Origin of the sequence: Bradyrhizobium mercantei (assembly GCF_001982635.1) — a bacterium.
GTDB classification, from domain to species: domain Bacteria; phylum Pseudomonadota; class Alphaproteobacteria; order Rhizobiales; family Xanthobacteraceae; genus Bradyrhizobium; species Bradyrhizobium mercantei.
Genome location: NZ_MKFI01000002.1, coordinates 901,613 through 927,335 on the forward strand (window position 1 = coordinate 901,613; position 25,723 = coordinate 927,335).

A 25,723-nucleotide genomic window follows, 5' to 3' on the forward strand; every position below is an offset into this window, starting at 1 on the left:
TCATCGGAACAGGCGCAACCACGGCGCCAGGTGAAATGCGCACATCAACGCGTACATCGGGACCATCCCCTGCAATGAGAACGATCCCTGCATCGCGCCGCAGATCATGTCGTCCGGCGCCATCGCGGCCACCAGCGCCATGACAGCGAAGGTCGGCGCCGCCGCCAGCGACAGCAGGCGCGCCATGACATCGCCGCGTCGGCCAAACCGGCCCTTCAACCAGGCTTCACGCGTTTCCATGCTGGTCATCATTCGATCTCTCTGGAGATGATCCATGTCGTCATGTGCTAGGTTAGAACCGGGCCTCGGAGGGTGAGAGTGACAAGTGTGTCGGGATTCGAATGGACTCGCTGATATCAGCTGCGGCGCGCGCGCTCGCGGCGGGTGATCCCCTCGGCGCACTGAAACGGGTAGCCCTGCGCGACGATGCGCCGGCGCTGGCGCTGCGCGGCATCGCGATGGCCCGGCTCGGCGATTTCGCCCGCGCCAAGGAGCTGTTGCGGCGCGCCGGACGCGCCTTCGGGCCACGAGAAGCCATCGCGCGGGCGCGCTGCGTGGTGGCCGAGGCCGAGATCGCGCTGGTGTCGCGCGATCTCTCTTTTCCCTCGAAGAGCCTCGCTGCGGCGCGCGCAACGCTCGCGGCGCGTGGCGATGCACTCAACGCCGCGCATGCCGGCTACCTCGAGATCCGCCGCCTGCTCTTGATCGGGAGCATAGATGCGGCCGAGCGCATGCTTGACGGCCTCGATCCGGCGCCCTTCCCGCCGGCGCTGCGGGTCGGCCATGAACTGGTTGTCGCCGGGATCGCGATGCGGCGGCTGCGGACCAAGCCGGCACGCGATGCGCTGGCACGGGCCAAGGATGCGGCACACCGCGCCGGCATCGCGGAGCTTGCGGCCGAGGTCGAGAGCACCGCGCGCCTGCTCACGACGCCTGCGGCGCGCCTGATCGCGCGCGGCAGCGAGCGGCCGCTGCTGCTGGAAGAGGTCGAAGCCCTGATGGCGTCGAAGGCGCTTGTCGTCGACGCCTGCCGCTATGTGGTGCGCGATATCAAGACCACGGTCTCGCTGACGCGCCGGCCGGTGCTGTTCGCGCTCGCCCGCGCGCTGGGCGAAGCCTGGCCGCAGGACGTGTCGCGCGGCACGCTGATCGCCCGCGCCTTTCGCGGCAAGCACGCCGATGAATCACACCGTGCGCGGCTGCGGGTCGAGATCGGACGGCTGCGCCGGGCGCTGCGGCCGCTTGCCGATCTCAGTGCCACGCCTGATGGCTTCGTACTGGAGCCGCATGGCCGCCGCGAGGTGACCGTGCTGGCGCTGCCGGTCGAGGAGGAGCACGCGGCGGTGCTGGCGTTTCTCGCCGACGGCGAGGCCTGGTCGAGCTCGGCCCTGTCGGTCGCGCTCGGGGCGAGCCAGCGCACCGTACAGCGCGCGCTCGACGCCCTGGCCGCCGCCGGCAAGGTGCAGTCGGTCGGCCGCGCCCGAGCCCGGCGCTGGATGACGCCCCCGGTCCCGGGATTCACGACGACGTTGTTACTCCCTGCTCCGCTGCCGAACGGCTAGCATCGGGTTGAAATCAGACAACTGGAGCGCCGCATGAAGAAGTCCGAAGCCGAGATCATCCGTGAATATGTCTTCGAAGGCGTCGAGAGCGTCGGCGGCGTCAGCTTCGACGGCGAGCAGGTCTGGTTCGCGGCCGGCGGCCAGCTGGTGGCGTTCGATCCCGACAGTGGCAACAGGACCCGCACCCTCGACATTGCGGCCCATGCCGGCACCGCGTTCGACGGCAAGCACCTCTATCAGATCGCCGAGGACCGCATCCTGAAGATCGAGCCGAACAGCGGACGCGTGCTGTCGACGATCCCCTCGCCCGGCGGCGGCCGCGATTCCGGCCTCGCCTGGGCGGAAGGCTCGCTATGGGTCGGCCAGTATCGCGACCGCACGATCCACCAGGTCGATCCGGAAACCGGCAAGATCATCCGGACCATCGAAAGCAACCGGTTCGTCACCGGCGTTTCCTGGGTCGATGGCGAACTCTGGCACGGCACCTGGGAAGGCGACGAGAGCGATGTGCGGCGCATCGATCCGCAGAGCGGCGAGGTGCTCGAACGGCTGGAGATGCCGCAGGGCGTGTTCGTCTCCGGGCTGGAGTCCGATGGCAAGGACCGGTTCTTCTGCGGCAGCGGCTCGACCAACAACAAGGTGCGCTCGATCCGGCGGCCGAAGCGCGGCCGCGCGTGAAGCAGACTCACGCCGTCGCGGGCGCTGCCGTGGTCCGCACCGCCGGCATCGGGCGGAAGGTCATCATGATCAGGAACGCGCCGATGCCGACGGCCCAGGAGCCGACATAGAGCCACGTGTAACTCGCGAAGGTGTCGTAGATCAGGCCGCCGGCCAGAGGCCCGGTCGCCATGCCGAGACTGCCGGCCATCGCGGTGCCGCCGATCACGGTGCCCATCATCCGCAGCGGAAAATTCTCGCGGATCAGCACCGAATAGAGCGGCATGGTGCCGGCATAGATGAAGCCGAAGATCGCCGCGACCGCGTAGAACGCCGCGAGCTCGCGCACGAAGACATAGCCGAGTGCGCCGAACGCCTGCGCCAGCAGCCCGAGCACCAGCACGCGCTTGGCGCCGAAGCGGTCGCCAAGCAGGCCGAAGGCGATGCGGCCGCCCATGCCGGCGAGCCCTTCGACGCTGTAGATCGTCACCGCAGCGACCATCGGAATGCCGCAGGTGACCGCGTAACTCACAGTGTGGATGATCGGTCCCGAATGAGTGGCGCAGCAGAAGAAATTGGTCGCGATCAGGATGATGAATTGCGGTGAGCGCAGCGCTTGTCCCAGCGACATCGGCGGCTCGCCGTTCTCGGAGGGCGCTTCAGCGTGGCCGCCTTGCAGCGCCGGCGGACGGCGCACCAGCAACGAGACCGGGATCATGATCGCGCCGACCACGCCCGAGACGATCAGCATCGCGGTCCGCCAGTCGTGGTGGGAGATCAGCCAGGCCGCGAGCGGCGACATCGTCATCGGCGCCATGCCCATGCCCGCCGATACCAGCGAGACGGCGAGGCTTCGATGGGTATCGAACCAGCCGGTGACGCAGGCCATCATCGGGGCGAAGATCGCGGCCGTGGCGGCGCCCACCAGCACGCCGAACAGGAATTGAAATACCAGCAGTGACGGCGACTGGCTGGCGAGCGCAAGGCTCGCCGCCAGCACGACCGATCCGGTCAGCACCACCGCGAGCGGCCCGAAGCGGTCGGACAGCGTGCCCCAGATCATGCTGGTGAAGGCCATCGCGAGGAAGCCGATCGTCATCGCGCTGGAGATGCCGGTCACCGACCAGCCGGTCTCGCGCGCCATCGGCTGCAGGAACACCGGCAGCGAAAACATGCCGCCGATCGCGACGCAGCCGAGCAGGCCGCCGGCCGCGACGATCACCCAGCGATAGGTCGAATTGCTCATTCCGGAACTCCCATGCAGCTCATTCTGGATGGAAGACGAGCGGCCCGGAGTGGAACCGACAGCCGTTGATCGCACCTGCTCACTTTTTTGCGAGCCCGGCGGCCTCCAACGGCCGCTACCGCGACCATCGCCCCGTGGTCAGCGGCCGGCCACACTGCATCCGGGCTGCGGCGCGATCTCGCCGAGCGCACGGACCTGCACGAGATCAGAGCCTTGCGTCTTGGCAATGAACATGTTCATCGCCGCGTGATGATCTCGACCGAGCGTCACCGGGCCGGTCTGCGACGCGATGGTGACGCCCGCCATCGCATCGATGATGGCCTCCTTGTCGAGCTTGCCCGCCTTCTCTGCCGCCGCCTTGAGTGCGATCAGGGTGTTGTAGTGCGTCATCACGTAGTTCGACACTGCGACGCCCGGCTCAGCGGCAGCGCGCGCTTTCGCGACGAACGCCTTGACGGCGGGATCCTCGCTCGCCGCAACCGCCGGCACCACCGTCACCATGTTCTGGCCCTTGCCGCGGAAGATACCGAGATCGACCTCCGACAATCCGAGGAAGGCGACAGTGATGTCCTTCAGAAGCCCGGCCTCGTCGGCCTGCCGGATGAAATCCATCCCGTCGCCCTTCAGCGCGAACAGCAGCACCTTGGCCTTGCTCGCCGCGACCTCCTTGATCAGCGGTGAGAAGTCGGTCTCCGTCCCCAGCGTGTACTTGGTCCCGACCACCTTGCCGCCGAGCTTCTCGATCAGGGGCTGCGCGATGTCGAACATCTGATGCGGCCAGACCCGGTCGGCGCCGAGCAGGAAATACGTGTTGCCGAAGGTTTGCGTCATGTAGGGCAGCAGCTGGCCAAGCTCCTGGTTCGGCACCGCGCCGAACGAAAACAGATAGCGGCTGCATTTGCCGCCCTCGTAATTGGTGGCATAGAGCAGCGGCGTCTTCGAGCTCTCGGCAAGCGGCACCAGCGCATTCAGATTGCGCGAGGTGATCGGACCGACCACGGCCAGCACGCCCTGCTTCTCGACCAGCGAACGCATCGCGTCGACGGCGGCCTCCGGCCGTGTCTTGTCGTCGGCATAGATCACCTCGACAGGCCGGCCGAGAATGCCGCCCGCGGCGTTGATATCCTTGGCCGCGAGATCGAGCCCGAGCTTCGCCTGCTGGCCATAGAGCTCGACGCCGCCGGAGAACGGCAGCACGGCGCCGATGCGGATCGGCTCGCTGGATTCCGCCGCGCGCGAAGGCGGAAGCGCAGCGCTACAGAGCAGCAGTGCGAGCGTCGTGCAGATGATCGAGCGTGATGCCATGTACGTCTTTCCTGCGAGGCCGGATGCGACCATGCTTTGGTCGACATTATCGGCGTGGCACTGAAGAATTCGTCAAGCGCGCCCCCATTTGCGTCACATTCGAGGCTATCCTCACACCGCGCGTTGAGACATCTCCGCGTCCTTCTCCCCCGGATTTCCGGCCGATCGGGCAACCCGCATCCGCGGAATGCCCGCTCACGCCTTGTCATGATTGATGAAAGGACACCTCTTGCAAAACCACTTCGTCCTGATCTCCGGCTGCTCCGGCGGCGGAAAATCGACGCTGCTGGCCGAACTGCGCAGACGCGGCTATCCGGTCGTCGAAGAGCCCGGCCGCCGCATCATCGCCGACGAGCTCGCGTCCGGCGGCACCGCGCTGCCCTGGGTCGATGCCCCGGCTTTCCTCCGTCGCGCCATCGACGTCGCGCTGAACGATATGGCGATGGCCAAGGCTCATTCCGGATGGGTGTTCTTCGATCGCGGCCTCATCGACGCGGCGGCGGCGCTGGAGGCCTTGACCGGCGAGCCGGTGCTGCGCGCGATCTGCGCCGCACATCGCTATCACTGGCGCGTGTTCATGGCGCCGCCATGGCCCGAGATCTACGTGACCGACGCCGGGCGACGGCACGGCATCGAGGCGGCGACGGCGGAGTATCGGCGGCTGATGGAGACACTGCCCATGCTCGGCTACGACGTCATCAGCCTGCCGAAGAATTCGCCATCCGCGCGGGCCGATTTCGTGCTGGCGACACTCAGCCTAGAATGAGGTTCCGCCGCCGAACCTGAACTCCTGCACGATGTCGTATTTGCCCTTCGTGATCGGCACCGCGTAATCGAAGCGCAGCGGGCCGAACGGCGACGCCCAGATCAGGCCGACACCGACCGAGGTTCGCACCACGTTCTCATCGTCATACTGGAGTCCGCATTTGCAAGCAGCCGTATTCACCTCGCCGGTCGCAGCCCATGACGTCGGGCCCTGGTAATCCCACAGCGAGCCGGCATCCGCATAGACCGCGCCCTTCAGCCCGACCTCGGAGGGCAGGAACCAGAACGGCATCTGCAGCTCCATCGACGCACCCCAATATTTGGTGCCGCCGAGCGCATCGCCGACCGCCCCGAAGCTCGCATAGGTGATGTCGCGCGGCCCGATGCCTCCGGTCGCAAAGCCGCGCACGAGGTTCGGCCCCATCTGGAAATTGTCGAGCATGCGCAGATCATTGTTTCCGACCTTGCTGAGCAGGCCGCCCTGCAAATGGATCAGGCCAACGAGGTCGGACACCAAAGGCGTATAGTACTTCGCGTCGATCGCGCTCTTCAGATAGGTCACGTCGCCGCCGACCCCGGCAAAGTCCTGCTTGAAATCGATCAGCAAGCCATCCGTCGGGTTCTTGTTGTTGTCGAGCGTGTTGTAGGTCAGGGTGTATCCGATCATCGAGGTCCAGGTTGCCCCCTGAGCCAGTTCCTCGCGCACCGGAAGAGTGGATTCGCCGTCGCCGTAGCAACCATATCCATAGAGCCCTGACGAGACCGAGTTGGTCGGATCGACACCGCCGAGCACGCTCTTGATGTACGCAGGCGTCGGATTGAACGCGAGCGAGGTGTTGGAGGCATTGTTGTTGCAGTTCGCGTAGGCACTATCGAGCGAGATTTCCTGCTGATAGAGCGAGTACCGCAGCTGGAGGGTGAGGTCCTCGCGCAAGGCGAGACCCAGCCTCGGCGAGAACCCGATCGTCTTCACGCCATAGCTCGTATAAGCGGTCGGCAGTTGCTCCTTGTAATAGGCATCGAGGCCGAGCGCCACGCGGTAGTCGAGCAGATACGGCTCGACAAAGGACAAGGTCAGGCCGCGCGAATATTCGCCATAGCTGACCGATGCTTTCGCAAACAGGCCCCGGCCGAGCAGGTTGCGTTCGGAGATGCTGACCTCGGCGAGCGGGCCGTCGGTCGTGGAGTAGCCGCCCGACACCGAGAAGTCGCCGGTCGACTTTTCCTCCAATACGACGACCAGCACGACCCGATCGCTCGATGAGCCGGGCTCGGTGGTGATCTTGACCGTCTTGAAGTAATCCAGGTTCTTCAGCCGCCGCTCGGCGCGATCGACCAGCGCGCGGTTATACGCATCGCCCTCCGAGAGATCGAACTCGCGCCGGATCACGTAGTCGCGCGTACGGCCGTTGCCGCGAATATCGATGCGCTCGATATAGGTATGCGGCCCCTCCTCGACGCGAAACACGATCCCGACGGTGTGGGCTTCGAAATTCCGGTCGCCGTCCGGACGAACCACCGCGAAAGCGTAGCCGCGCCGCGACGCTTCGATCTGCATCTCCTCGACCGACTTCTCGACCGCCTCGGCGTTGTAGAGCGAGCCTTCGCTGACGCGCGACAGCGAGCGCAGGGTATTTGGATCGAACCCGGCAATGTTCGAGCGGAAGCTCACCGTCGCAACGCGGTACTGCTGCCCCTCCTCGATCTTGAACGTGACCTGGAAACCCTTGTGTTCCGGATCATACTCGGCAAGCGCGGCCACGACCTGCACGTCCGCATAGCCGTGCTTCAGGTAGAAGCGCCGGATCAGGTCGCGGTCGGCCTCGACACGGTCGGGATCATAGATGTTGGCGTTGCCGAGAAAGCTCAGGAAGTTCGTCTCATGGGTCTTGATCACGTCTTTCAGGCGCGACGCCGAGTAGCTGTTGTTGCCCATGAACTCGATGGTCTTGATGCCGGTCTTCGCGCCTTCGTCGACGGTGAAGACGAGATCGACGCGGTTGTTCGAACGCTCGATGATCTCCGGCGTGACGCGCACGTCGTAGCGGCCCGAGCGCCGGTAGATTTCGGCGATCCGCAGCGCATCCGACTGCACCATTGGCCGCGACAGTGTGCCGCGCGACTTGGACTGCACCTCGGCCGAGAGCTGCTCGTCCTTGATCTTCTTGTTGCCCTCGAATGCGACACGATCGATCACCGGATTCTCGATCACCGACACGACGATCCGGCCGCCCACCCGATTGATCTTGACGTCCTGGAACAAGCCGGTCCCGACCAGCTCTTTCAGCGCATCATCGATCGCAGCCTGATCGAGATGCCCGCCGGGACCCGGCCTGAAATAGGAGCGGATGGTCTCCGCCTCTATCCTCCGGTTACCCTCCACCGTGATCGCATCAACGGATTGGGCCGCCACTGGTGCCAACACCAGCCATGTCCCTGGGACCAGGAAGCCCGAGAGCACGATCGCCGCGACAAGGCTCCGCCACGTCTTCATTCCACACCTCGCAAACAAGCCGCCCGTTGTGTCGCGATGCTGATGGCTGCGGTGTGGCTGCCGGATTGCGGGATTATTTCCAATGGTTTGGGACTGTGAGCGCATCGCGGCGCCGCTGCGGCCGCGGTTTGTTTCCGCCCGCGCGCGCCGCTCACAGTTCAGAAACACTATGCTTATGAAAAGGCGTAATGCCGCCCACAAGCAACGCCTATGCTGGTCGATGGGTGGCAGAGCGCGCGGCAGAACGCGTGCGAAAGACGCTATGATGAGGCCCAGTCGCGGACCATGCTTGCACACACGCCAAAGATCCTGGTCGTCGAAGACGATCTGCAAACCAGAGACCTGATTGCGCGCTACCTCCGTGACCAGTCCTGCCTGGTGGCCACGGCCTCGAACGGCAGGGAAATGGATCGTTACCTTGCCGGCCACTCGCTCGATCTCGTCGTGCTCGATCTGATGCTGCCGGGAGAGGACGGATTGACGCTGTGCCGTCGCCTGCGCGGCGACTCGACGATTCCCATCATTATGCTCACGGCGAAAGGCGAGGACCTCGACCGCATCCTCGGGCTCGAGATGGGGGCGGATGATTATCTCGCCAAGCCGTTCAATCCGCGCGAACTGCTGGCCCGGATCAACGCCGTGCTGCGCCGTCAGGCCCAGGCCGGGCTTGCCGGGCGCTCCAGCCAGAGCGCCGCGCGCCTGCGTTTCCAGGATTGGACGATCGATCTCCGCTTACGCGAATTGCGCGATCCCGACGGTGCCCAGGTCCCGCTGACCAGCGCGGAATTCGATCTGCTGCAGGTGTTCTGCGAACGGCCCGGCCGGATCCTGACGCGCGATGGCCTGTTGACCATGACGCGCAGCCGGCCGGCCAGCCCGTTCGGGCGCAGCATCGACGTGCTGGTCAGCCGGCTCCGCCGCAAGCTCGATACCGGCGAAGGATCGTCGGTGATCAGGACGGTGCGCACCGGCGGCTACATCTTCACCCCGCATGTGGAGGACGCATGAGCTGGACCCGCAGGATTGCCGCGCTGTTCAGCTTCCACCGGATCAGCGGCCAGATCGCCGCACTGATCCTGCTGTCCTTGATCTTGATCCACGCGCTGATCGGGCTCTACGTCATCGGCCAGAAACCGCGGACGTTTCCGGACCGGCCGGTGCATCAGTTCGAGATGATCGCAAAGCTCCTGGCCGGAAGCTCCGGTGCCGATCGCGCAACGGTGCTGCAAGCTGCCAGGCGAGCCTTCCCGAGCCTCCGCATCGCGCTGCATGAAGCAAGCCCGGACCGATCCGGCGATGTTTCGTCCGGGACGCCGCGCCCAGGCACGATCGATCAGGAATTCGCCGCGAAGGCCGCGCCGGCCACGATTCGGCTACCGGATGGAGCCGTGGTCGAAGCGACCATCGGCTCGGCAAAGCTCCCGCCCTTCTTCGGCGGCTTCTGGGTCAGCACGGTGCTGTTCCTGTTCGTGAGCGTCACGCTGCTCGGCGTGTGGGCGGGTCGCGCGCTCAGCGCGCCGCTCTCGGCCTTTGCCCGCGCCGCCGAGAATTTCAGCATCAGCCAGGCCGCCGCGCCGCTGCCGGAGAGCGGCCCGGAGGAGATCCGCGCCGCGGCGGTCGCGCTCAACCGCATGCGCGAACGCATCACCACCCTGATGAACGACCGCACGCGCATGCTCGCCGCCATCAGTCACGATCTGCGCACGCCGATCACCCGGCTGCGGCTCCGATCCGAATACATCGAGAACGATGCCCAGCGCGCGGAGACGCTGCACGATCTCGACCAGATGCAGGCCATGCTGGAATCCGTGCTGTCATTCCTGAGCAGCGGCAGCGCGGCAAAGCCGACCCTGGTAAACGTCGCCGCCCTGCTGCAGACGATTTGCGAGCAATTCTCGGATTGCGGCCATGTCGTGCGCTATCACGGCCCGGTCAGGGCTTCGCTCCTGATCCGCCCCAGCGAGATCAGCCGCACCGTGACGAACCTCGTCGAAAACGCCCTGCGGTTCGGCAGCGAGGTCGATATCCGGCTGGCCGCATCCGCCGATCAGACCATTATCGACGTCGCAGACGACGGTCCCGGGATTCCGGAGCACCGCCGCGCCGAAATGCTGAAACCCTTCGTCCGCGGCGACGAGGCCCGCACCATGGACGAGAAGAGCGGCTTCGGACTTGGGCTTTCGATCGCGCAGGCCATGGTGTGCGGGCATGGCGGCGAGCTTTCCTTGCACGACAACACGCCGCACGGCCTGCTTGTCCGCATCCAATTGCCCGGCGCTACGCATCTCGGATCGGATCGAAGCGAGGCAAGCCCGCCTCTATCAGCGCTTCCCGAGCTCGTCTCCGGTTAGGTCAAGCTTCAGGATCGCTTGCCCCTGCCGCCCGGCCGCTTCTGGTCGGTGCCCGAGCCTTTCAGTTCGTCCGGCGTGACACGGCAGTCGCCGTTCTTGTCATATTGCAGGATGAACTCGTTCGGCTTGTCGACGAACTCGCGACGGGTGATCTTGCCGTCCTGGTTCTCGTCGAAATAGCCGAAATCGGCGTCGGCGAGTGCGCTGCCGGCGCGACGAACGCCGTCGAACTCCGCAGGCGTGAGCTGTCCGTCGTGATTGCGGTCGGCGCGATCGAACAGCCGCCCGAGATAGGCCTTCCACTCGTCGCAGGTGTAGACGCCATCATGATTGTCGTCCCAGGTCTCGGCGGCGGTCGCCGGCGAACGATCGCCGCCCGCGCGAGGCGCCGACGGTGCTTGATCCGGCGCAGCCGGTTGCGCCGCTGCAAACGGCGTGGCCGTACAAGCCAGGCTCATCGCGGCGATCATCCCGCAGATGGTGTGCGACGTCCTGCGCAAATCGATCTCTCCTCCACGTCGTCCCGAAGCGACGCGGAGTTGCCGGTTACGCCGTGGCGAAAATACGGACGCATGGGAGGCGGATACAGCCCGTTACAATTTGGTCCGGCGCGCACATCGCGCAGCACTGATGCATCGCCGCCACAGAATCAGCCCTTCTTCGGATCGCCGCGCGTGTGGTTCAGCAGATTGTCGCGCAGCCTGACCACGCTCTTCTGCACGATCGGGAATTCGTCGCCGAGCCCGGTGGCTTCGACCAGGGACGCGTTGATCTCCTTGTCGAGCAGGCGCCGCCCGGCCGGCGTCAGGCTGACGCGCACCTGCCGCTCGTCGGCGGGATCCCGGGTGCGGCTGATATAGCCGCTCTGCTCCAGCTTCTTGAGGATCGGCGTCAGCGTATTGGATTCCAGGAACAGCTTTTCGCCGAGCGCGCTGACGGTCTGATCGTCGGCCTCCGACAGCGCGATCATGGCAATGTACTGGGTGTAGGTCAGGCCGACCGCGTCCAGGATCGGCTTGTAGGCGCGGCCGAAGGCCAGATTGGCCGAATAGACCGCAAAGCACAGAAAATTAGACAGTCTTCGGCCTTTGGGCTCGGCCCTGGATGAGCGGGTCACGGGCGTCTCCGGAGTTTGTGAAGTTCCGGCCAATATAAATCGTATCCGATTAAATCGGAAGTGCTTGACATGACCGGACCGCGGGTTTATTTCGACGCGTATCCGATTAGATCGGACACGATCTAAATTCATCCAACAGGAGTTCGCCATGACCGCCAATGCCAAGGTTCTCGTTACCGGAAAGACCCACGTCACCGCCGGCCCGAACGGCGCCGCCCGCTCGCAAGACGGCTTCCTCGACGTCAAGCTGCCGCAGCCGCATCCGGCTGCCGAAAACCTGTTCGCCGCCGCCTGGTCGGCCTGCTACATCGGCGCGATCCAGCTCGCCGCCGGACAGCGCAAGGTCAAGCTCGCAAGCGAGCCGGAGGTCGACGCCGAGATCGATCTGAACCAGGCCGGCGGCGCCTTCTTCCTGAGCGCGCGCCTCAACGTCCACGTTCCCGGCGTCGAGCGCGAGGTCGCGCAGCAGCTGATCGAGGCCGCGCACGGCATCTGCCCCTACTCCAAGGCAGTCCACGGCAACATCGACGTCACGACCACCCTCGTTTGATCTCTTCCGGCGCGGACCGGCCGCAGGCCGGCCCGGTTCGCGGCCGAAACACCTGGAGCTAAGAGATGACCAGCAAGCTGATGACGGCGACGCGCCTCCTCGCAAGAACGGCGTTGTTCGCTGCAAGTCTCCTGACGATCCCGAGCGCACAGGCGCAGCAACCGGCCGGCTTCACGCGAACCGACCTGCAGCGCCATGACCTTAGCGTCCCCGGACGCGAAGCCGTCCAGGTCCGTGTCGACATCGAGCCGGGCAAGGCGTTCGGCCGGCACACCCACCCCGGCGAAGAGATCATCTACGTGCTATCAGGCACGCTCGAATACGACGTCGACGGCCGGCCGCCGGCAACGCTGAAAGCCGGCGACGTGCTGTTCATTCCCGCGGGGACGATCCATGCGGCGAAGAATGTCGGCAACGTCACCGCCAGCGAGCTTGCCACCTATATCCTCGAGAAGAACAAGCCGGTGTTGACGCTCGTGAAGTGAACTCGCCTGCCCGCCCCATCGTTGGGGCGAGCGCGGCGAGACCGCTTTACTTGGTGCCCTGCACCTCCGGCTGCCGCACCGGCTGCGCATTGAAGATCAGGAAGCTGATCGCGGCCATGATCCAGACACCGATGCCGCCATAGAGCATCACCCAGCCGAAGCCGCTGGCGAGCGCCTGATGGATCACCGGGCCGGTCAGCTCCGGCGCGGATGCGGCGTCGCCGGATGCGATCCGTTCGGCGATGACACGGAGTTGCGCGCCGTCCAACGCCGGCAACACCGCCTTCAGATGCGCGAGCACGCCGCTCGCCAGGATGAAGCCCATCAGCGCGATGTTGACCGAGAGCGACACCATCCGCGCGCTCATGTCGATGCCGGAGGCCATGCCGGCGCGGTCGCTCGAGACCGAGCCGGTCGTGGTGTTGGTGACCGGCGTGTTGGTGATGCCGAGGCCAATTCCGGCAAGCAGGCAGCCCGGCAGCATCGTCAACCAATCCGGCTGCGCGGCGGCGCTGCCGAACTTCATCAGCATGAAGCCAGCGCCGATGGTGAACAGCCCCGCCGGGATGATCAGGCCCGGCTGGTAGCGCAGCGACAGGCGCTCGGCAAAGGGCGGCATCACAAGCGTCGGCAGCGTGTAGGCGAGCAAGGCAAGTCCCGCGGACACGCTGTCATAGCCGAGGCCGGCGTGGAACCAGATCGGCAGATAGATCATGAAAGGCCAGTAGCTCAGGTTCATCGCCGCCGAGCCGACGATCGCGCCGGAGAACGCCGGAATCCGAAACACGGAGAAGTCGAACATCGGCCGCCGGTTGATCCTCTCGGCGACCAGGAACGCGACGAAGCTCGCGGCCGAGACGCCGAGGATCGCGAGCCCCTTCGGGCTGCCGAAACCGAGATCGGGCCCCTGCGTGATGTAGAAAGCGAGACAGAACACCGCGACCGACATCGTCACGATGCCGGCGACGTCGAGGCTGCTCGCCTTCGGATCCCTGGATTCATGCACGCCGCCGATCGTGAGCACGAACGCGACGGCTGCGAACAGCACGTGAACCAGGAACACCCACTCCCAGCTCAGCACCGCAACGACGGCGCCGCCGATGATCGGGCCGAAGCCGAGGCCGATGCCGAAGATCACGCCCCACCAGCCCCAGGCGACGGCGCGCACCCGGCCGCCCTGGAACTCATGCGACAGCACCGCGATCTGACAGATCAGGAGCGCGCCGCCGCTCAGCCCCTGCAGGAAGCGGGCGGCGATCAACATTTCGACGCTCGAGGCGACACCGCAGATCAGCGACGTGATGCCGAACGCCGCAATCGCGACCAGGAAGATGCGCTTGCGCCCGTAGCGGTCGGCCACCGTCCCGATCGCCATCAGCACCGTGGTGACGGCGATGGTGTAGGCGTTCATGATCCATTGCAGCGCCTTGAAGTCGGCCTGCAGCACCCGCTCGAGCGTCGGCAGGATCGCGGGGATGCTGGAAATCTCCAATCCGAACATCAGGCAGGCAAGGCATACTGCGGACAGCACGACAGCGCCGCGGCGGCTCAATTCAGTGGACATGATCAGGCCTTTTGTTGTGGCGAGCCAACGGCATACCGCACGCTGTTGCCAGGGTGCTGGCAGCAGCGTCGGATCGATCGACTCACGATGTATTGAGGCAGCAGCGGCAGGAATCGGGTGGCCACAGCGCATCACAACGCAAAGCTAGTCACGGCTTGAGCATTGGTGAATTGGATGACTAGATATTTCAGAGACAACAAATCCGGATGACTGACATGACCACGCTCGACGTCGACGCCGTGAAGACATTCGTGACCATCGCTGATCTCAAGAGCTTTACGCGCGCCGCCGAGGTACTCGGCACCACCCAGGGCGCGATCAGCGTCAAGCTGAAGCGGCTGGAGCGCCAGGTCGGCCACAGGCTGATCGAGCGGACACCGCGGCTGGTGCGCCTGTCGGCACAGGGGGCCGCGTTCCTCACGCCGGCGCGCGAATTGCTCGCCGCGCATGATCGCGCCGTCGCGGGGCTTGCGCCCACGCGCTTAGGTCGCTTCTCGCTCGGTATCGCCACCCACGTCGGCGGCGCCGAGGTGCCTACCCTGCTGGCGCGGCTGCACGCGCATGACCCGGCGCTCACCATCGAGGTGCGGCTCGACGATTCCCGCGATCTTTTGGATGCGTTCGACCGCGGCGACATCGACGCCGCCATCATCCGCCGCGAGGACGACCGCCGCGACGGCGAGATGCTGGCGACTGACCATTATGGCTGGTTCGCGACGCCGGACTTTATCCATCGAGCCGGCGAGCCGCTGCGGCTGGCCGCCTCCTCGCCGTCCTGCGGCGTGCTCAACATCGCGACGCGCGCGCTTGCGGCGGCCGGAATCCCGTGGACGGAATCTTTCCTCGGTTGCGGATCCTTTGCGGTCGCCGACGCGGTCGCCGCCGGCCTTGCCACGTCCGTGTTCTCCTGCCGGCTTGCGCCGGCCGGAACGATCGAGGTCAGCCGGCGGTTCGGCCTGCCCACGCTCCCGCCGTCCGAGATCATGCTGCTGTCAGCGCTGTCAGATGCGAAATCCCGCGCGGTCGTGAAGACGATTGTCGGTGCCTTTCGTGAGCATCACCGCCTCCCCGCAGAGCGCGCGGCAAACAGCACCCCGGCCGAAGTTCTCTAGATGTGAATGATCTGCGCCGACTAGCGCCCGGCGCGTCTTCGCTCGAACAGCGCGCGCTCCGACGCCAGCGCCTTGGCGAGAAAATCGAGCGTGGCGCGGATGCGCGCGGTGCGCTTGAGATCGTCATGCGTCAATAGCCACAGCGCCGAGCGCGGCTCGGCGAGCGCCTTCGGCGTCAGGCGGCGCAGCGCGGGCGCAAGGTCGCCGACATAGCAAGGCAGCAAGGCAAGTCCCAATCCGGCCACCGCGGCATCGCACAGCGCCGGAAGCGCATCGACGCGGCAGGCGATCCGCGCCGCGTGCAGCCTCTCGCGCATCCAGCCCGCGATGACGGTCCCCGCCAGCGCGTCGTCGAGCCCGATCCAGTCATGCGCCGACAGATCCTTGTCGCCGCGCCGGGCGAGATATGCGCGCGATCCGTAGACCGCATGGGCGATATCGGCGATGCGCCGTCCGACCAGCAATTCGGACGGGGCCGGCGTCGGCCGGATCGCGATCTCGGCCTCGCGGCGGGTCAGGTTCGCCATCGTATTGGAGATGATGATCTCGGGCTGGATCTCCGGATGCGCGGCACGCATCGCGGGCAGATGCCGCATCAGCACCGCGCCGAGCGTGTCCGTTGTCGTGATCCGGACCGTGCCCGACGGCCTGAGGTCCTGTCCCGCCAGCTTACGCTCGAGCGCAAGCACCTCGTCCTCGAGCCGGGCCGCCGATGCCGCCGCGGTCTCGCCGGCCGGCGTCGGCGCGTAGCCGTCGCGGAATCGCTCGAACAGCCGCGTTCCGATCGCCGCTTCGATCGCGCCGAGGCGGCGAAACACCGTCGAATGCGTGACGCCGAGCTTGCGCGCCGCCCCCGACAGGCTGCCCTCCCGCGCAACGGCGAGGACGAGACGGAGATCATTCCAATCGAGGGGGCTGTGCATTTGTGCAAACTCTCTTCGCAAGTCTCGATAATATCTTATCACAGACAGACAGGCCATCTTCCTCGAAATCGATCGGCGGCCGCACCTCATGCGATGCGCCTGCGAACGGAGAGGAGCTGCCAGGTGACAAGCGAGACCACCGAGACCATGCAATTGCACGACACGCGGCCGGCAGCCGTCGACCCGCGGCGATGGCTGGCGCTGCCTGTTCTTCTGACCGGCGCCTTCCTGCCGATCCTCGACTTCAACGTCGTCAACCTCGCGCTGCCTGCCATCCGCGACAATCTCGGCGCGACGGCGAGCGAGGTGCAGTTCGTGATCTCGGCCTATGCCGCGACCTACGCGGTCTTCCTGATCACAGGCGGCCGGCTCGGCGACCTCCTGGGGCGGCGGCGCATGTTCCTGACCGGCGTCGCCGGCTTCACGATCGCATCGGTGCTGTGCGGCATCGCATGGTCGCCCGCCGTGCTTGTCGCCGGACGCATCCTGCAAGGCCTCACTGCCACCGCGATGGCGCCGCAGGTGCTGGCCTCGATCCGCGTGCTGTTTCCCGCGGCCGAACAGAGCCGCGCGCTCGGCTTCTATGGCGCCACGTTTGGGCTCGCGAATATCTGCGGCCAGGTGCTGGGCGGCATCCTGGTGTCGGCCCATCCGTTCGGACTGGCCTGGCAGGCGATCTTCCTGATCAACGTGCCGATCGGCCTCGCCGCGTTCATCGGCGGCCTGTCGTTCCTGTCTGACTCGCGCGCCGAGCATGCGCAGCGGCTCGACATCGGCGGCGTCATCCTGCTGTCGGTCACGCTCGGCCTCCTGGTCTATCCGCTGATCGAGGGCCGCGAATCCGGCTGGCCCGTCTGGATCATCGCGATGCTGCTGATCTCACCGCTGATGGCCGCCGGCTTCGTCCGCTTCGAGGCGCGCCTCTCTGCCCGCGGCGGCGACCCGCTGGTCGCCCTGCATCTGCTGCGCAACAGCGATTTCGTCATCGGCCTGCTGATGGCGCTCGCCTTCTACATGCTGTCCTCGTTCTATCTGACCTTTGCGGTCTACCTGCAAAGCGGACTGCATCAATCCCCGCTGGCGGCGGGCCTCGCCACCCTGCCCTTTGCCACCGGCTTCTTCATGAGCTCGCTGGTGTCATCGCTCGTCATGCAATGGCTTGGCGCGCGCACGCTGACGCTCGGCTTCGCGCTCCAGGTCATCGGCTTCGGGGTCGTGATGCTGTCGGTCAGTGGCGTGCTGCCGCAAAGCCTTGAATTCGGCCTGATCTGCGGCGGGCTCGGCTTCGGCACCGTGATGCCTTCGGTGATCAAGGCCGTGATCGGCAGCATCGATCCGCGCCATGCCGGGCTGGCATCGGGCATGATGATCTCGACCTTCCAGATCGGCGCCGCGCTCGGGGTCGCCATCATCGGCGGCGTCTTCTACAGCCTGCTCGGGCCGCATCCGCAAGCCGACGATTACGCGCACGCCTTCACGATCGCGCTCGGCTGCAATGTCGCGCTGCTGGCACTCGGCGGCTGGCTGTCGCTATGGCTGCCGCGCGAGGCGGCGGGCTGAAATCAGGAGGAGAGAAATCCATGAACGCTCCGCTCTATGATGCATCCGTGCCGGTGTTTCGCCAGATGCTCGACGCGCTCGCCTACCTCTTGCGCAAGGGTGAGACCCACGCCCGCGAACGCGGTCTCGATCCCGACGCCATGCTGGCGGCTCGGCTGGCGCCCGATATGCTGACGCTGGTCGGCCAGGTGCAACGGGCCAGCGATCATGCCAAGGGCGCGGCCGGGCGGCTCGCCGGCCTCGAGCCGCCGCCCTTTGCCGACGATGAGCGGAGCCTCGCCGAGGCCCACACCCGCATCTCGCGAACGCTCGACTATATCGACACCGTTCCGGTTAAGGCATTCGACCGGGCCGCAGAACGCATCATCACTCTGCCGTTCGGTGTCCCGCAAATGCAGGCAGCACGTTATCTGTACGGCTTCGCGCTGCCGAGCCTGTTCTTCCACGTCACCACGGCCTACGCCATCCTGCGCCATCGCGGCGTGCCGCTCGGCAAGCGGGATTTCCTCGGCAACTATCTCTCCGATTGAAACAATACCTTGAGCAGAACGGCGGCGAGCAACGTCATCAGGGCAAGGCCGGTCGAGAGATAGAGCGCGCTCGCATCGCCGAGCCGGTCGATCACGACCGCATAGACCAGAGGCGCCGCGGCCGGCAGGATGAAGCTCGGAACGATCAATCTGCCGACCAGCGTGCCATAGCTGCGATGATCGAACAGGATCAGCGGCAGCGTGCCCCTGGTGATCGTGAGAATGCCGTTGCAGGCGCCGTAGAGCAGCGCGAAGGCGATCCCCATCTCCTTCGACGCCCCACTGAACAGGCCGGCGATGAACGACAGCGGCATGATCAGGCAGGCCGCAAAATTGAGTGCGAGCGGATCGAGCCGTGCGCCGAACAGGATTTCGCAAAGACGCGCGGCGGATTGGCCGACGCCCCGCAGCGTCGCAATCCACACCGCCACAGTGACGGTGAGCCCGAGGCCCGAGAGCACCGCGATCATGTGCGCCGACATGCCGGCATTCAGGAAGTTGGCGCCGGTCATGATCACGGCATAGAGCCCGCCCGCCGCCGCAAGCTGCCGGCGGCCGACGGCGCGCGGCTGCTTGGGCACCACGGCCGACGAACTGAGTACGGCAGCAAACCGCTTGTTCGGGATCATCAGATGCAGCGGGATCGTCAGCAGCGCAAAGCCGGCATAGGCCAGCACCGCAACGCGCCAGCCGAAATGTTCCGACAGCGCATGGCCGAGCGGCCAGAACACGGTTGCCGCCAGGCCGCCGAGCAAGGTGATCCCGGACATCGCGCGGCGTGCCTCCGGTCCGCCGATGCGGGCCAGCGCCGCGAACGCAGCATCGTACAGCGTCAGCCGCATGCCGAGGCCGAGAACGAGCCACGACGCGAAATAGGTACTGATCTGATAGGACGCCGCGAGACCGGCGCAGCCGAGCGCGTTGATCACGGCGCCGGCGACCATCACCTGCCGGCCACCACTTCGATCCACCCACCTGCCCGCGAGCGGCGACGCCACACCCATCACCAGGAGTGCAGCGGCAAACCCGCCATAGACGATGTCGCGGCTCCAGCCGAGATCCGCAACAATCTGCTCGCCAAAACCGCCGATCAGGTAGTAGGTCGCGCCCCACGAGATCAACTGAGCGAGCCCGAGGGCGACAACGACCCGGCGTGCGATCACCGGGCTGTTTCCTTGTCCGAGGGAAGCGCAGAAGCGCCCAACCCCAGCGGCCGCTGCATCAGGACGGTATCGACCCACTGCCCGAGCTTGAAGCCGACCGATCGCAGCGTCCCGACCATCTCGAACCCCATGCGACGGTGCAGCGCGATCGATCCGGCGTTGCCGCTGTTGCCGATCACGGCGATCATCTGCCGCCAGGGCCCCGCCTCCGACCGTTCGATCAGCGTCCGCAGCAGCGCCCCGCCGACGCGGCGGCCGCGCAGGGCTTCCGACACATAGACCGAGTCTTCGATGGTGTTGCGATAGGCAGGCCGCGGCCGGTACGCCGTCGCGTAGGAGTAGCCAGCCACGCGTCCATCGATATCGGCGACGAGATACGGCAGCCCCGCGGCCAGCACGGCGGCGCGGCGCCTGAGCATCTCGTCGAGCGTCGGCGGTTCTTCCTCGAAGGTCGCGAGCCCGTTGAGCACGTGGTGCGCGTAGATGCGCTGCACCTCCGCCATGTCGACCTCGGTGGCGTCGCGGATCACGGTGTGTTCGCTGTCTCTCATTTTTCCACTCTCGTCTCGCGGCATCATGCCTGCGCTTCGCCGGCGCGTCGATGCCGGCTGCGGATACCACGGGCTCATCTCGACGTCGCAGCGCGACAGCCCGACATCCGCCAGCAGGCGATCGTCGAGTTCGCGCAACGCCTGCCAGCGGCGGATGCGCGAATGCGGCGAGACCGCAAGATGGCGTCCCAGCTCGACGATGACGTTGCCAATGGATTTGAGGCCGGGCAATGCCTGCTCCCGATCTGGCCGAAACCGTCGCTTGCCGGACTATGCGCCCTGGCCCTATATAAGGGAAGCTTTGACATCTTATGCGCTGCATAAGAGATACTTTGATGAAGACGCTTCGATGAAGAGCCTCAACCTCGACTATCTCGAAAGCTTCGCCGCCGTGATCGATTGCGGCAGCTTCTCTGCCGCCGCCGAGCGGCTGCAGCTCACGCAGCCTGCGGTGAGCCTGCAGGTGCGCCAGCTCGAGCGGAGCCTGAATGCGACCCTGATCGAGCGGGTCGGACGTCGGGCCAGACCGACCGCCGCCGGTGTCGCGCTGCTCGCGCACGCGGGGCAGATCCACGCCGCCGTGACATCGGCGGTCGACGCCGTCGCGCAGCAGACCACGGGAACCGCGGGCCGCGTGCGGCTTGGCACCGGTGCGACCGCCTGCATCTTCCTGCTGCCGCCGATCCTGAAGGAGCTGCGCGCCGCATTGCCTTCGCTCGAGATCACGGTCACGACCGGCAACACCGCGGAGATCGCGCGGGCCGTGGAGGACAACACGATCGACATCGCGCTGGTCACGCTGCCGGTCTCGGGGCGCAGTTTCGAGATCACGCCTGTGATGAACGACGAGTTCGTGCTGATCGCGCCGCGCGACATGAAACTGCCGGCGCGGATCACGCCGGAGGTGCTGGCGGCAAGGCCTGTCCTACTGTTCGAGCCCGGCGGCAACACCAGGCGCACCGCGGACGAATGGCTCGCCCGCGGCGGCGTGTCGGTCAAGCCGTTGATGTCGCTCGGCAGCGTCGAGGCGATCAAGGAGATGGTGCGTGCCGGCCTCGGCTGCGCGATTCTGCCCGGCATGGCCGTCCCGGCCAAGACCAGGCAGCGCGACCTGATCGTCCGCTCGCTGTCGCCAAAACTCTACCGCCGGCTCGCGGTCGTGATCCGGCGCGACAAGCGCCTCGACCGCGGGCTGCGGCAGACGCTGTCGGCACTGAAGATGCTATCGGCTGCTAAAGACAAGAGCGGCTAGGGAGGACGCGGCGCGTCCTCCCTGCTCCACCCGTCAAGTGGCCTTGCGTTCCTCTTCCGCGATCTTGCGGAACGCGGCCTCGCCGGCATCGGTCACCGCCGCCCACTTCGCGTTCGGCGTGGCCTCGGCCTCGTAATTGTCGTGCCAATTCCACCATTTGTAGGTCGGGCCCTGCGGATAGCCTTTCGGCGAGTCCTCCCAGAGCTCCTGGCGGCCGAACGGCGTGATATCGAGATAGCTCCACACCGTACCCATTGATTCGTCGCCGCGGCTATTGACGAGATAGGTGCGGAAGATCCGTTCGCCGTCGCGGATGAACACGTTGTGGCCGTGCCACTCGGCAACGCCGAAGTCGGCGTCAAAGCTGTCGGTGATCGTGTACCACGGCATGTCCCACTCCATCCGCGCCTTCAGCCGCGCAATGTCGGCCTGCGGCGCGCGCGAGGCGTAAGCGAGCGTGGTGTCGCGCTGGTTCAGATGCGAGAGATGGCTGACCTGGTCGGCGCCGAGCGAGCAGCCGCGGCAGCCGTGATCCGGCCACCCGAACACGCCGGGCTCGAAGAACGCGCGGTAGATGATCAACTGCCGGCGGCCCTCGAACAAATCGAGCAGGCTCGCCTTGCCGTTCGGCCCTTCGAAAACATATGTCTTCTCGACCGCCATCCAGGGCATCCGCCGCCGCTCGGCCGCGAGCGCGTCGCGTGCCCGCACATGCGCCTTTTCCTTCACCAGCAGTTCCAGGCGCGCCGCCTCCCACGCCTCCCGCGTCACGACCGGCGGGGTCTGCATTGCCGCCAGCCCGCCGCGATCGTTTTCAGCTGATTTGGTCATGATGATCTCCATCTTTCGAATTGGACGAACTCCGGCACCACTGCGCAGTTCCATTGCTGGCGGCCGTTCGTCATTGGCCATGCCGTAATCTGGCGCGGCGGCAGCGGATGGTGGGAGTGACAAGTGTGTCGGGATTTTCGCACTTCCGCCGGAGCGCTCGACTTTGTTGCAGATGGCGCGACGCGGCCGCCGCCAATTGACGTCGACAAGATTTCTGACTAAAGTCAGATATATGCTCGACCCTGTTTCCCGCGTCCGCCGCTTCAACCGTGCCGTCACCTCCGCCGTCGGCGCGCTCGACACCTCATTCCTCGGCCGCGGCCGCCCGCTCGGCGCAGCGCGCGTGCTGAACGCGATCGGGCATGGCCGCACTGACGTCGGCGAGATCAGGGATTATCTCGGGCTCGATTCCGGCCTGATGAGCCGGCTGCTCCGCAGCCTCGAGGACGAGGAACTGATCGAGACCACGGCGCATGAGAACGACGCGCGCCGCCGCATCGCAAGGCTGACGGCGGCGGGCAAGCGCGAGTTCAACGCCTATGAGGCGATCTCCAACCGGCAGGCGAAGGATTTTCTTAGCCACCACACGCAACGCGAGGCGCTGCTGGCGGCGATGGATCTGATCGCTTCGGCGCTCGGGCGCGACGGCACGGCGCTGGACGAAATGGACCCGCGCAGCGACGAAGCGCGCTACTGCCTCGGCGAATATTACGCCGAGCTGGCGCGGCGGTTCAAACAGGGCTTTGACGTCAAGCTGTCGCGCGATCCTGATGCCAAGGACATGGTGCGCCCGCGCGGCAGCTTCATCGTGGCAATGTCAGACGGCCTGCCGCTCGGCTGCGTCGGGCTGAAGGGGGCGAGCGGTGAATTCGCGGAGATCAAGCGGCTCTGGGTCGCACCGAGCGCACGCGGCCTCGGCCTCGGCCGGCGCCTGATGGACGCCGCGGAGCGCGCCGCGCGCGAGCTTGGAATTGAGGTGCTGCGGCTCGACACCAACAGCGCGCTGGCGGAAGCCGGTCAGCTCTACCGCCGGAGCGGCTGGACCGAGATCCCGCGCTTCAACGACGACCCCTACCCCGATCTGTTCTTCGAAAAGCGCCTCTGAGCGGTGTGCCGCGCGCGGGTTGTCCAACGTCCTACGCTGGCCTAAGACGCTCGTATGACCATTCGTCCCATCGTCCGCTATCCCGATCCGCGGCTGGCACTGCCGGCCGAGCCGGTGACCGTGTTCGACGACGCGCTGCGCGAACTGGCGCAGGACCTGCTCGAGACCATGCGTGCGGCGCCGGGCATCGGCATCACCGCGCCGCATATCGGCGTGTCCTTGCGCGTCGTGGTGCTCGAGCTCGACACCAGCGAAGGACCGCGGACCTATGTCAATCCGGAGATCATCCGCACCTCGGACGAGATGATCCTGCACAAGGAAGGCAGCGTCTCGATGCCCGGCGTCACCGACGAGGTCGAGCGCCATGCGCGCGTCCGCATCCGCTATCAGGACACGGATGGCAACGCGCAGACCGAAGAGTCGGATGGTCTGCGCGCGGTGTGCCATCAGCACGAGATCGACCAGCTCGACGGCATGTTCTGGATCAGGCGGCTGTCGCGGCTGAAGCGGGAGCGCCTGATCAAGCGGTTCGAGAAGATCTCGCGCGGTTAGGCCGCAGACCGTAGCCCGCAGGAGCGAAGCGACATGCGGGACAGATCATGGTGAACCTGCAAAAGAGCCCCGGATATCGCTGCGCTCATCCGGGCTACGCGTCCTACGCGGCTGAATCAATCCGCCTCCGTCCTACGCTCCCGCCATCAAGTCCTTGGCCAGCGCCATATACGCCGGCAGCGTCACCGGGTCGTTGGCGGCGTTGCCGGCCATCGGGTGCGAGGCGTAGCGCGCGATCACCATCTCGGCCTTCGGATCGATGTAGATGCCCTGGCCATGCACGCCGCGCGCCATGAAGGCGCCGTGCGCATTGTGCGTCACCCACCACTGGTTGCGATAGGACGCGCCGGGCAGCGTGCTGTAGCCGGCCGGCTTGAATTTTTCGGGATCGCCGCCGCGCGCGATGTCTTCGACCACCTGAGACGGCACGATCTGGCGGCCGTTGAAGCGCCCGTGATTGCGGATGGTCTCGCCGAAGCGGGCGAGATCGCGCAGCGTGGTCGACAGCCCGCCGCCGCCGCTCTCGGTGCCGATGCGGTCGACGTGGTAATGCGCGTCCTCCTCCGCGCCCATCGGCGCCCAGATCCGCTCGGAGAGCAGGTCCGACAGCGTCATGCCGCTGGCGCGGCGGCAGATGAAGGCCAGCACGTCGGAATTGACGGTCTTGTAGGCGAAGGCCTTGCCGTGCTCGCCCTGCTTCTGCTGCGCGCAGAGGAAATCGAAAATGTTGGTCGCGCCTTCATAACCCGGCGGGATCGGCGCCATGCCGTTGGCGCGCCGCAGCCCCCAGACGTCGGAATTCCTGTCGGTATAGACCTCGGTGTATTTCAGGCCCGTGGTCATATCCATCGCCTCATGCACGCGCGCGTCGCCGAACGCGCTAGCCTTCAGCTCCGGCACGTAGTCTGTGATCGGCGCCTGCGGATCGATCTTGCCCTCGGCGATCAGAATGCCGGCGAGCGTGCCGGTGAACGACTTCGTCACCGACATCGCGATATGCGGCTTGTGCGGCCTCAAGGCACCGAAATAGCGCTCGTAGATCAACTTGCCCCGGTGCAGCACGGCGATACCGTCGGCGTAGCTGTCCTCGAGCATGCGCGCAAAGGTCTGCGGGCGTCCGTCCATCGTGACCGACGCGGACGCACCGATATCGTGGTCCTCGCGCGGCAGCACCGACGCCGGCCCTGCCCCGCGCCAGACATTCACCGTCGGCACCAGCTGGCGAATATTGCTCCACGCCCAGCGCAATTCCGGAAAGCTGCGGAACGAGCCGTCCTGGAATGTGATGGTCTTGTCCTGCGGCGGCGGAAAGCCCTGCATCCAGCCAAGCGTTTGCGGATCGCTCTCGGCGGCGGTGGCGGGCTGTTGTTGATTGGGGGCGGCTGCGACGGACATCAAGGCGGGCTCCAAAGCTGCGATACGAATTTCGTATCACGCGATGGCAAGGGAGACATCCCGCGTTTGCGCCGGGGTGATCGTCGCCCCGAGCGCATGGTGATCCGCGCAGCTCGTTATTTCCGGCACACGGATTACACAGCGGCCGCCCGCTCGATCGCGGCGATGTCGATCTTCTTCATCGTCATCATCGCCTCCATTGCGCGCTTGCCGACGGCGCGATCGGCTGCGTTGACGAGCGCGAGCAGCCGCCGCGGCGTGATCTGCCAGGCAAAGCCCCAGCGATCCCGGCACCAGCCGCACGGCAATTCCTGGCCGCCATTGCCAGTGACCGCGTTCCAGTAGCGATCGGTCTCCTCCTGGCTGTCGGTCAGCACCATGAAACTCACCGCCTCGTTCGGCGTGTAGTTGGAACCACCATTCAGCCCGACGAAGCGGCGGCCGAGCACGGTGAACTCGACGGTCAGTTCATCCCCCTGCCCGATGCCCGGTATCGGCGATTGATGGCCGACGTCGACATGGCTATCCGGAAAGGTCGCGGCATAAAACTCCGCCGCCTCACGCGCTTTGCCCTGATCGAACCACAGGCAGGTCACAAGATCCGTCATCGCAGTCTCCTTTGTTTGCCCGGAGGACGATTGGCCGGCGCAGGA

General features: G+C 66.0%; 26 protein-coding genes. 13 read left to right on the plus strand and 13 right to left on the minus strand.

Features of this window, described 5'->3' with window-relative positions:
* A complete protein-coding gene (locus tag BI327_RS11800) occupies positions 1–240 on the minus strand; it encodes a hypothetical protein (RefSeq protein WP_245334797.1) in 240 nt (79 codons plus the stop codon).
* A gap of 101 nt (positions 241–341) precedes the next feature.
* Here BI327_RS11800 and BI327_RS11805 point away from each other — a divergent pair, with 101 nt between their 5' ends.
* Together BI327_RS11805 and BI327_RS11810 are read left to right on the plus strand one after the other, a co-directional pair.
* The gene (locus BI327_RS11805; protein WP_076860389.1) at positions 342–1,562 is read left to right on the plus strand and encodes a helix-turn-helix domain-containing protein; all 1,221 of its coding nucleotides are present in this window, start codon (positions 342–344) and stop codon (positions 1,560–1,562) included.
* A 33-nt stretch (positions 1,563–1,595) separates the two neighbouring features.
* Positions 1,596–2,240: a Vgb family protein gene (locus BI327_RS11810; RefSeq protein ID WP_076860390.1), complete on the plus strand. Its 645-nt coding sequence runs from the start codon at positions 1,596–1,598 to the stop codon at positions 2,238–2,240.
* A 7-nt stretch (positions 2,241–2,247) separates the two neighbouring features.
* Here the strand turns inward: BI327_RS11810 and BI327_RS11815 are convergent, their stop codons facing one another.
* The gene (locus tag BI327_RS11815; protein ID WP_076860391.1) at positions 2,248–3,465 is read right to left on the minus strand and encodes an MFS transporter; all 1,218 of its coding nucleotides are present in this window, start codon (positions 3,463–3,465) and stop codon (positions 2,248–2,250) included.
* 138 nt (positions 3,466–3,603) lie between these two features.
* Positions 3,604–4,770 (minus strand): substrate-binding protein, encoded by a 1,167-nt coding sequence (locus BI327_RS11820; protein ID WP_159450436.1) that lies wholly within the window; start codon positions 4,768–4,770, stop codon positions 3,604–3,606.
* Between the two features lie 214 nt (positions 4,771–4,984).
* Between BI327_RS11820 and BI327_RS11825 the strand changes: the two genes are divergently transcribed.
* Positions 4,985–5,536: an AAA family ATPase gene (locus BI327_RS11825; protein WP_076860393.1), complete on the plus strand. Its 552-nt coding sequence runs from the start codon at positions 4,985–4,987 to the stop codon at positions 5,534–5,536.
* Here BI327_RS11825 and bamA read toward each other — a convergent pair.
* Entirely contained in the window at positions 5,528–8,029 is a 2,502-nt protein-coding gene (bamA, locus tag BI327_RS11830) for an outer membrane protein assembly factor BamA (protein ID WP_076860394.1), read from the minus strand. The two genes, BI327_RS11825 and bamA, sit on opposite strands and share 9 nt — an antisense overlap.
* Before the next feature lie 285 nt (positions 8,030–8,314).
* On the opposite strand from bamA, the gene BI327_RS11835 reads away from it, so the two are divergent.
* Both BI327_RS11835 and BI327_RS11840 read left to right on the plus strand, forming a co-directional pair.
* A complete protein-coding gene (locus BI327_RS11835) occupies positions 8,315–9,037 on the plus strand; it encodes a response regulator (protein WP_076860767.1) in 723 nt (240 codons plus the stop codon).
* A complete protein-coding gene (locus BI327_RS11840; protein ID WP_076860395.1) occupies positions 9,034–10,380 on the plus strand; it encodes an ATP-binding protein in 1,347 nt (448 codons plus the stop codon). The genes BI327_RS11835 and BI327_RS11840 overlap by 4 nt, the downstream gene beginning before the upstream one ends.
* An 8-nt stretch (positions 10,381–10,388) precedes the next feature.
* Here the strand turns inward: BI327_RS11840 and BI327_RS11845 are convergent, their stop codons facing one another.
* Together BI327_RS11845 and BI327_RS11850 are read right to left on the minus strand one after the other, a co-directional pair.
* Positions 10,389–10,880, minus strand: a complete 492-nt coding sequence (locus tag BI327_RS11845) for an EF-hand domain-containing protein (RefSeq protein ID WP_143271584.1) — start codon at positions 10,878–10,880, stop codon at positions 10,389–10,391.
* A gap of 149 nt (positions 10,881–11,029) precedes the next feature.
* The gene (locus tag BI327_RS11850; protein WP_076860397.1) at positions 11,030–11,497 is read right to left on the minus strand and encodes a MarR family winged helix-turn-helix transcriptional regulator; all 468 of its coding nucleotides are present in this window, start codon (positions 11,495–11,497) and stop codon (positions 11,030–11,032) included.
* A 148-nt stretch (positions 11,498–11,645) separates the two neighbouring features.
* Here BI327_RS11850 and BI327_RS11855 point away from each other — a divergent pair, with 148 nt between their 5' ends.
* Both BI327_RS11855 and BI327_RS11860 read left to right on the plus strand, forming a co-directional pair.
* On the plus strand, positions 11,646–12,047 hold the full coding sequence (locus BI327_RS11855) for an Ohr family peroxiredoxin (RefSeq protein ID WP_076860398.1): 402 nt from the start codon (positions 11,646–11,648) through the stop codon (positions 12,045–12,047).
* A gap of 80 nt (positions 12,048–12,127) precedes the next feature.
* Positions 12,128–12,532, plus strand: coding sequence for a cupin domain-containing protein (locus tag BI327_RS11860; protein WP_210191199.1), 405 nt, complete (start codon positions 12,128–12,130; stop codon positions 12,530–12,532).
* A gap of 46 nt (positions 12,533–12,578) precedes the next feature.
* Here BI327_RS11860 and BI327_RS11865 read toward each other — a convergent pair whose 3' ends face one another.
* Positions 12,579–14,096 carry an MFS transporter gene (locus tag BI327_RS11865; RefSeq protein WP_076860400.1) on the minus strand — a complete coding sequence of 506 codons (1,518 nt, stop codon included), beginning with the start codon at positions 14,094–14,096 and terminating at the stop codon, positions 12,579–12,581.
* Between the two features lie 215 nt (positions 14,097–14,311).
* Here BI327_RS11865 and BI327_RS11870 point away from each other — a divergent pair, with 215 nt between their 5' ends.
* Positions 14,312–15,208 (plus strand): LysR family transcriptional regulator, encoded by an 897-nt coding sequence (locus BI327_RS11870; protein WP_210191186.1) that lies wholly within the window; start codon positions 14,312–14,314, stop codon positions 15,206–15,208.
* A gap of 20 nt (positions 15,209–15,228) precedes the next feature.
* Here BI327_RS11870 and BI327_RS11875 read toward each other — a convergent pair whose 3' ends face one another.
* Entirely contained in the window at positions 15,229–16,131 is a 903-nt protein-coding gene (locus BI327_RS11875; protein ID WP_076860402.1) for a LysR family transcriptional regulator, read from the minus strand.
* 123 nt (positions 16,132–16,254) lie between these two features.
* On the opposite strand from BI327_RS11875, the gene BI327_RS11880 reads away from it, so the two are divergent.
* Entirely contained in the window at positions 16,255–17,691 is a 1,437-nt protein-coding gene (locus BI327_RS11880; protein WP_245334776.1) for an MFS transporter, read from the plus strand.
* Positions 17,692–17,711: 20 nt separating this feature from the next.
* Complete coding sequence (locus BI327_RS11885; RefSeq protein ID WP_076860403.1) at positions 17,712–18,221, plus strand: DUF1993 domain-containing protein; 510 nt, start codon at positions 17,712–17,714, stop codon at positions 18,219–18,221.
* Here the strand turns inward: BI327_RS11885 and BI327_RS11890 are convergent.
* Both BI327_RS11890 and BI327_RS11895 read right to left on the minus strand, forming a co-directional pair.
* Entirely contained in the window at positions 18,206–19,384 is a 1,179-nt protein-coding gene (locus tag BI327_RS11890; protein WP_076860404.1) for an MFS transporter, read from the minus strand. The genes BI327_RS11885 and BI327_RS11890 overlap by 16 nt on opposite strands.
* A complete protein-coding gene (locus BI327_RS11895) occupies positions 19,381–20,166 on the minus strand; it encodes a GNAT family N-acetyltransferase (RefSeq protein ID WP_076860405.1) in 786 nt (261 codons plus the stop codon). Before BI327_RS11895 ends, BI327_RS11890 begins: the two co-directional genes overlap by 4 nt.
* Positions 20,167–20,284: 118 nt before the next feature.
* On the opposite strand from BI327_RS11895, the gene BI327_RS11900 reads away from it, so the two are divergent.
* Complete coding sequence (locus tag BI327_RS11900) at positions 20,285–21,187, plus strand: LysR family transcriptional regulator (protein ID WP_076860406.1); 903 nt, start codon at positions 20,285–20,287, stop codon at positions 21,185–21,187.
* Between the two features lie 33 nt (positions 21,188–21,220).
* On the opposite strand, the gene BI327_RS11905 is transcribed toward BI327_RS11900, so the two are convergent.
* Positions 21,221–22,018 (minus strand): DUF899 domain-containing protein, encoded by a 798-nt coding sequence (locus tag BI327_RS11905; protein ID WP_089025469.1) that lies wholly within the window; start codon positions 22,016–22,018, stop codon positions 21,221–21,223.
* Between the two features lie 232 nt (positions 22,019–22,250).
* Here BI327_RS11905 and BI327_RS11910 point away from each other — a divergent pair, with 232 nt between their 5' ends.
* On the plus strand, positions 22,251–23,123 hold the full coding sequence (locus BI327_RS11910) for a bifunctional helix-turn-helix transcriptional regulator/GNAT family N-acetyltransferase (protein ID WP_076860407.1): 873 nt from the start codon (positions 22,251–22,253) through the stop codon (positions 23,121–23,123).
* A 54-nt stretch (positions 23,124–23,177) separates the two neighbouring features.
* Entirely contained in the window at positions 23,178–23,675 is a 498-nt protein-coding gene (locus BI327_RS11915) for a peptide deformylase (RefSeq protein WP_076860408.1), read from the plus strand.
* Positions 23,676–23,807: 132 nt separating this feature from the next.
* Here BI327_RS11915 and BI327_RS11920 read toward each other — a convergent pair whose 3' ends face one another.
* Both BI327_RS11920 and BI327_RS11925 read right to left on the minus strand, forming a co-directional pair.
* Positions 23,808–25,070, minus strand: coding sequence for a serine hydrolase domain-containing protein (locus tag BI327_RS11920; protein WP_076860409.1), 1,263 nt, complete (start codon positions 25,068–25,070; stop codon positions 23,808–23,810).
* Between the two features lie 134 nt (positions 25,071–25,204).
* Positions 25,205–25,678, minus strand: a complete 474-nt coding sequence (locus BI327_RS11925) for a VOC family protein (protein ID WP_076860410.1) — start codon at positions 25,676–25,678, stop codon at positions 25,205–25,207.
* Between the last annotated feature and the right edge of the window lie 45 nt (positions 25,679–25,723).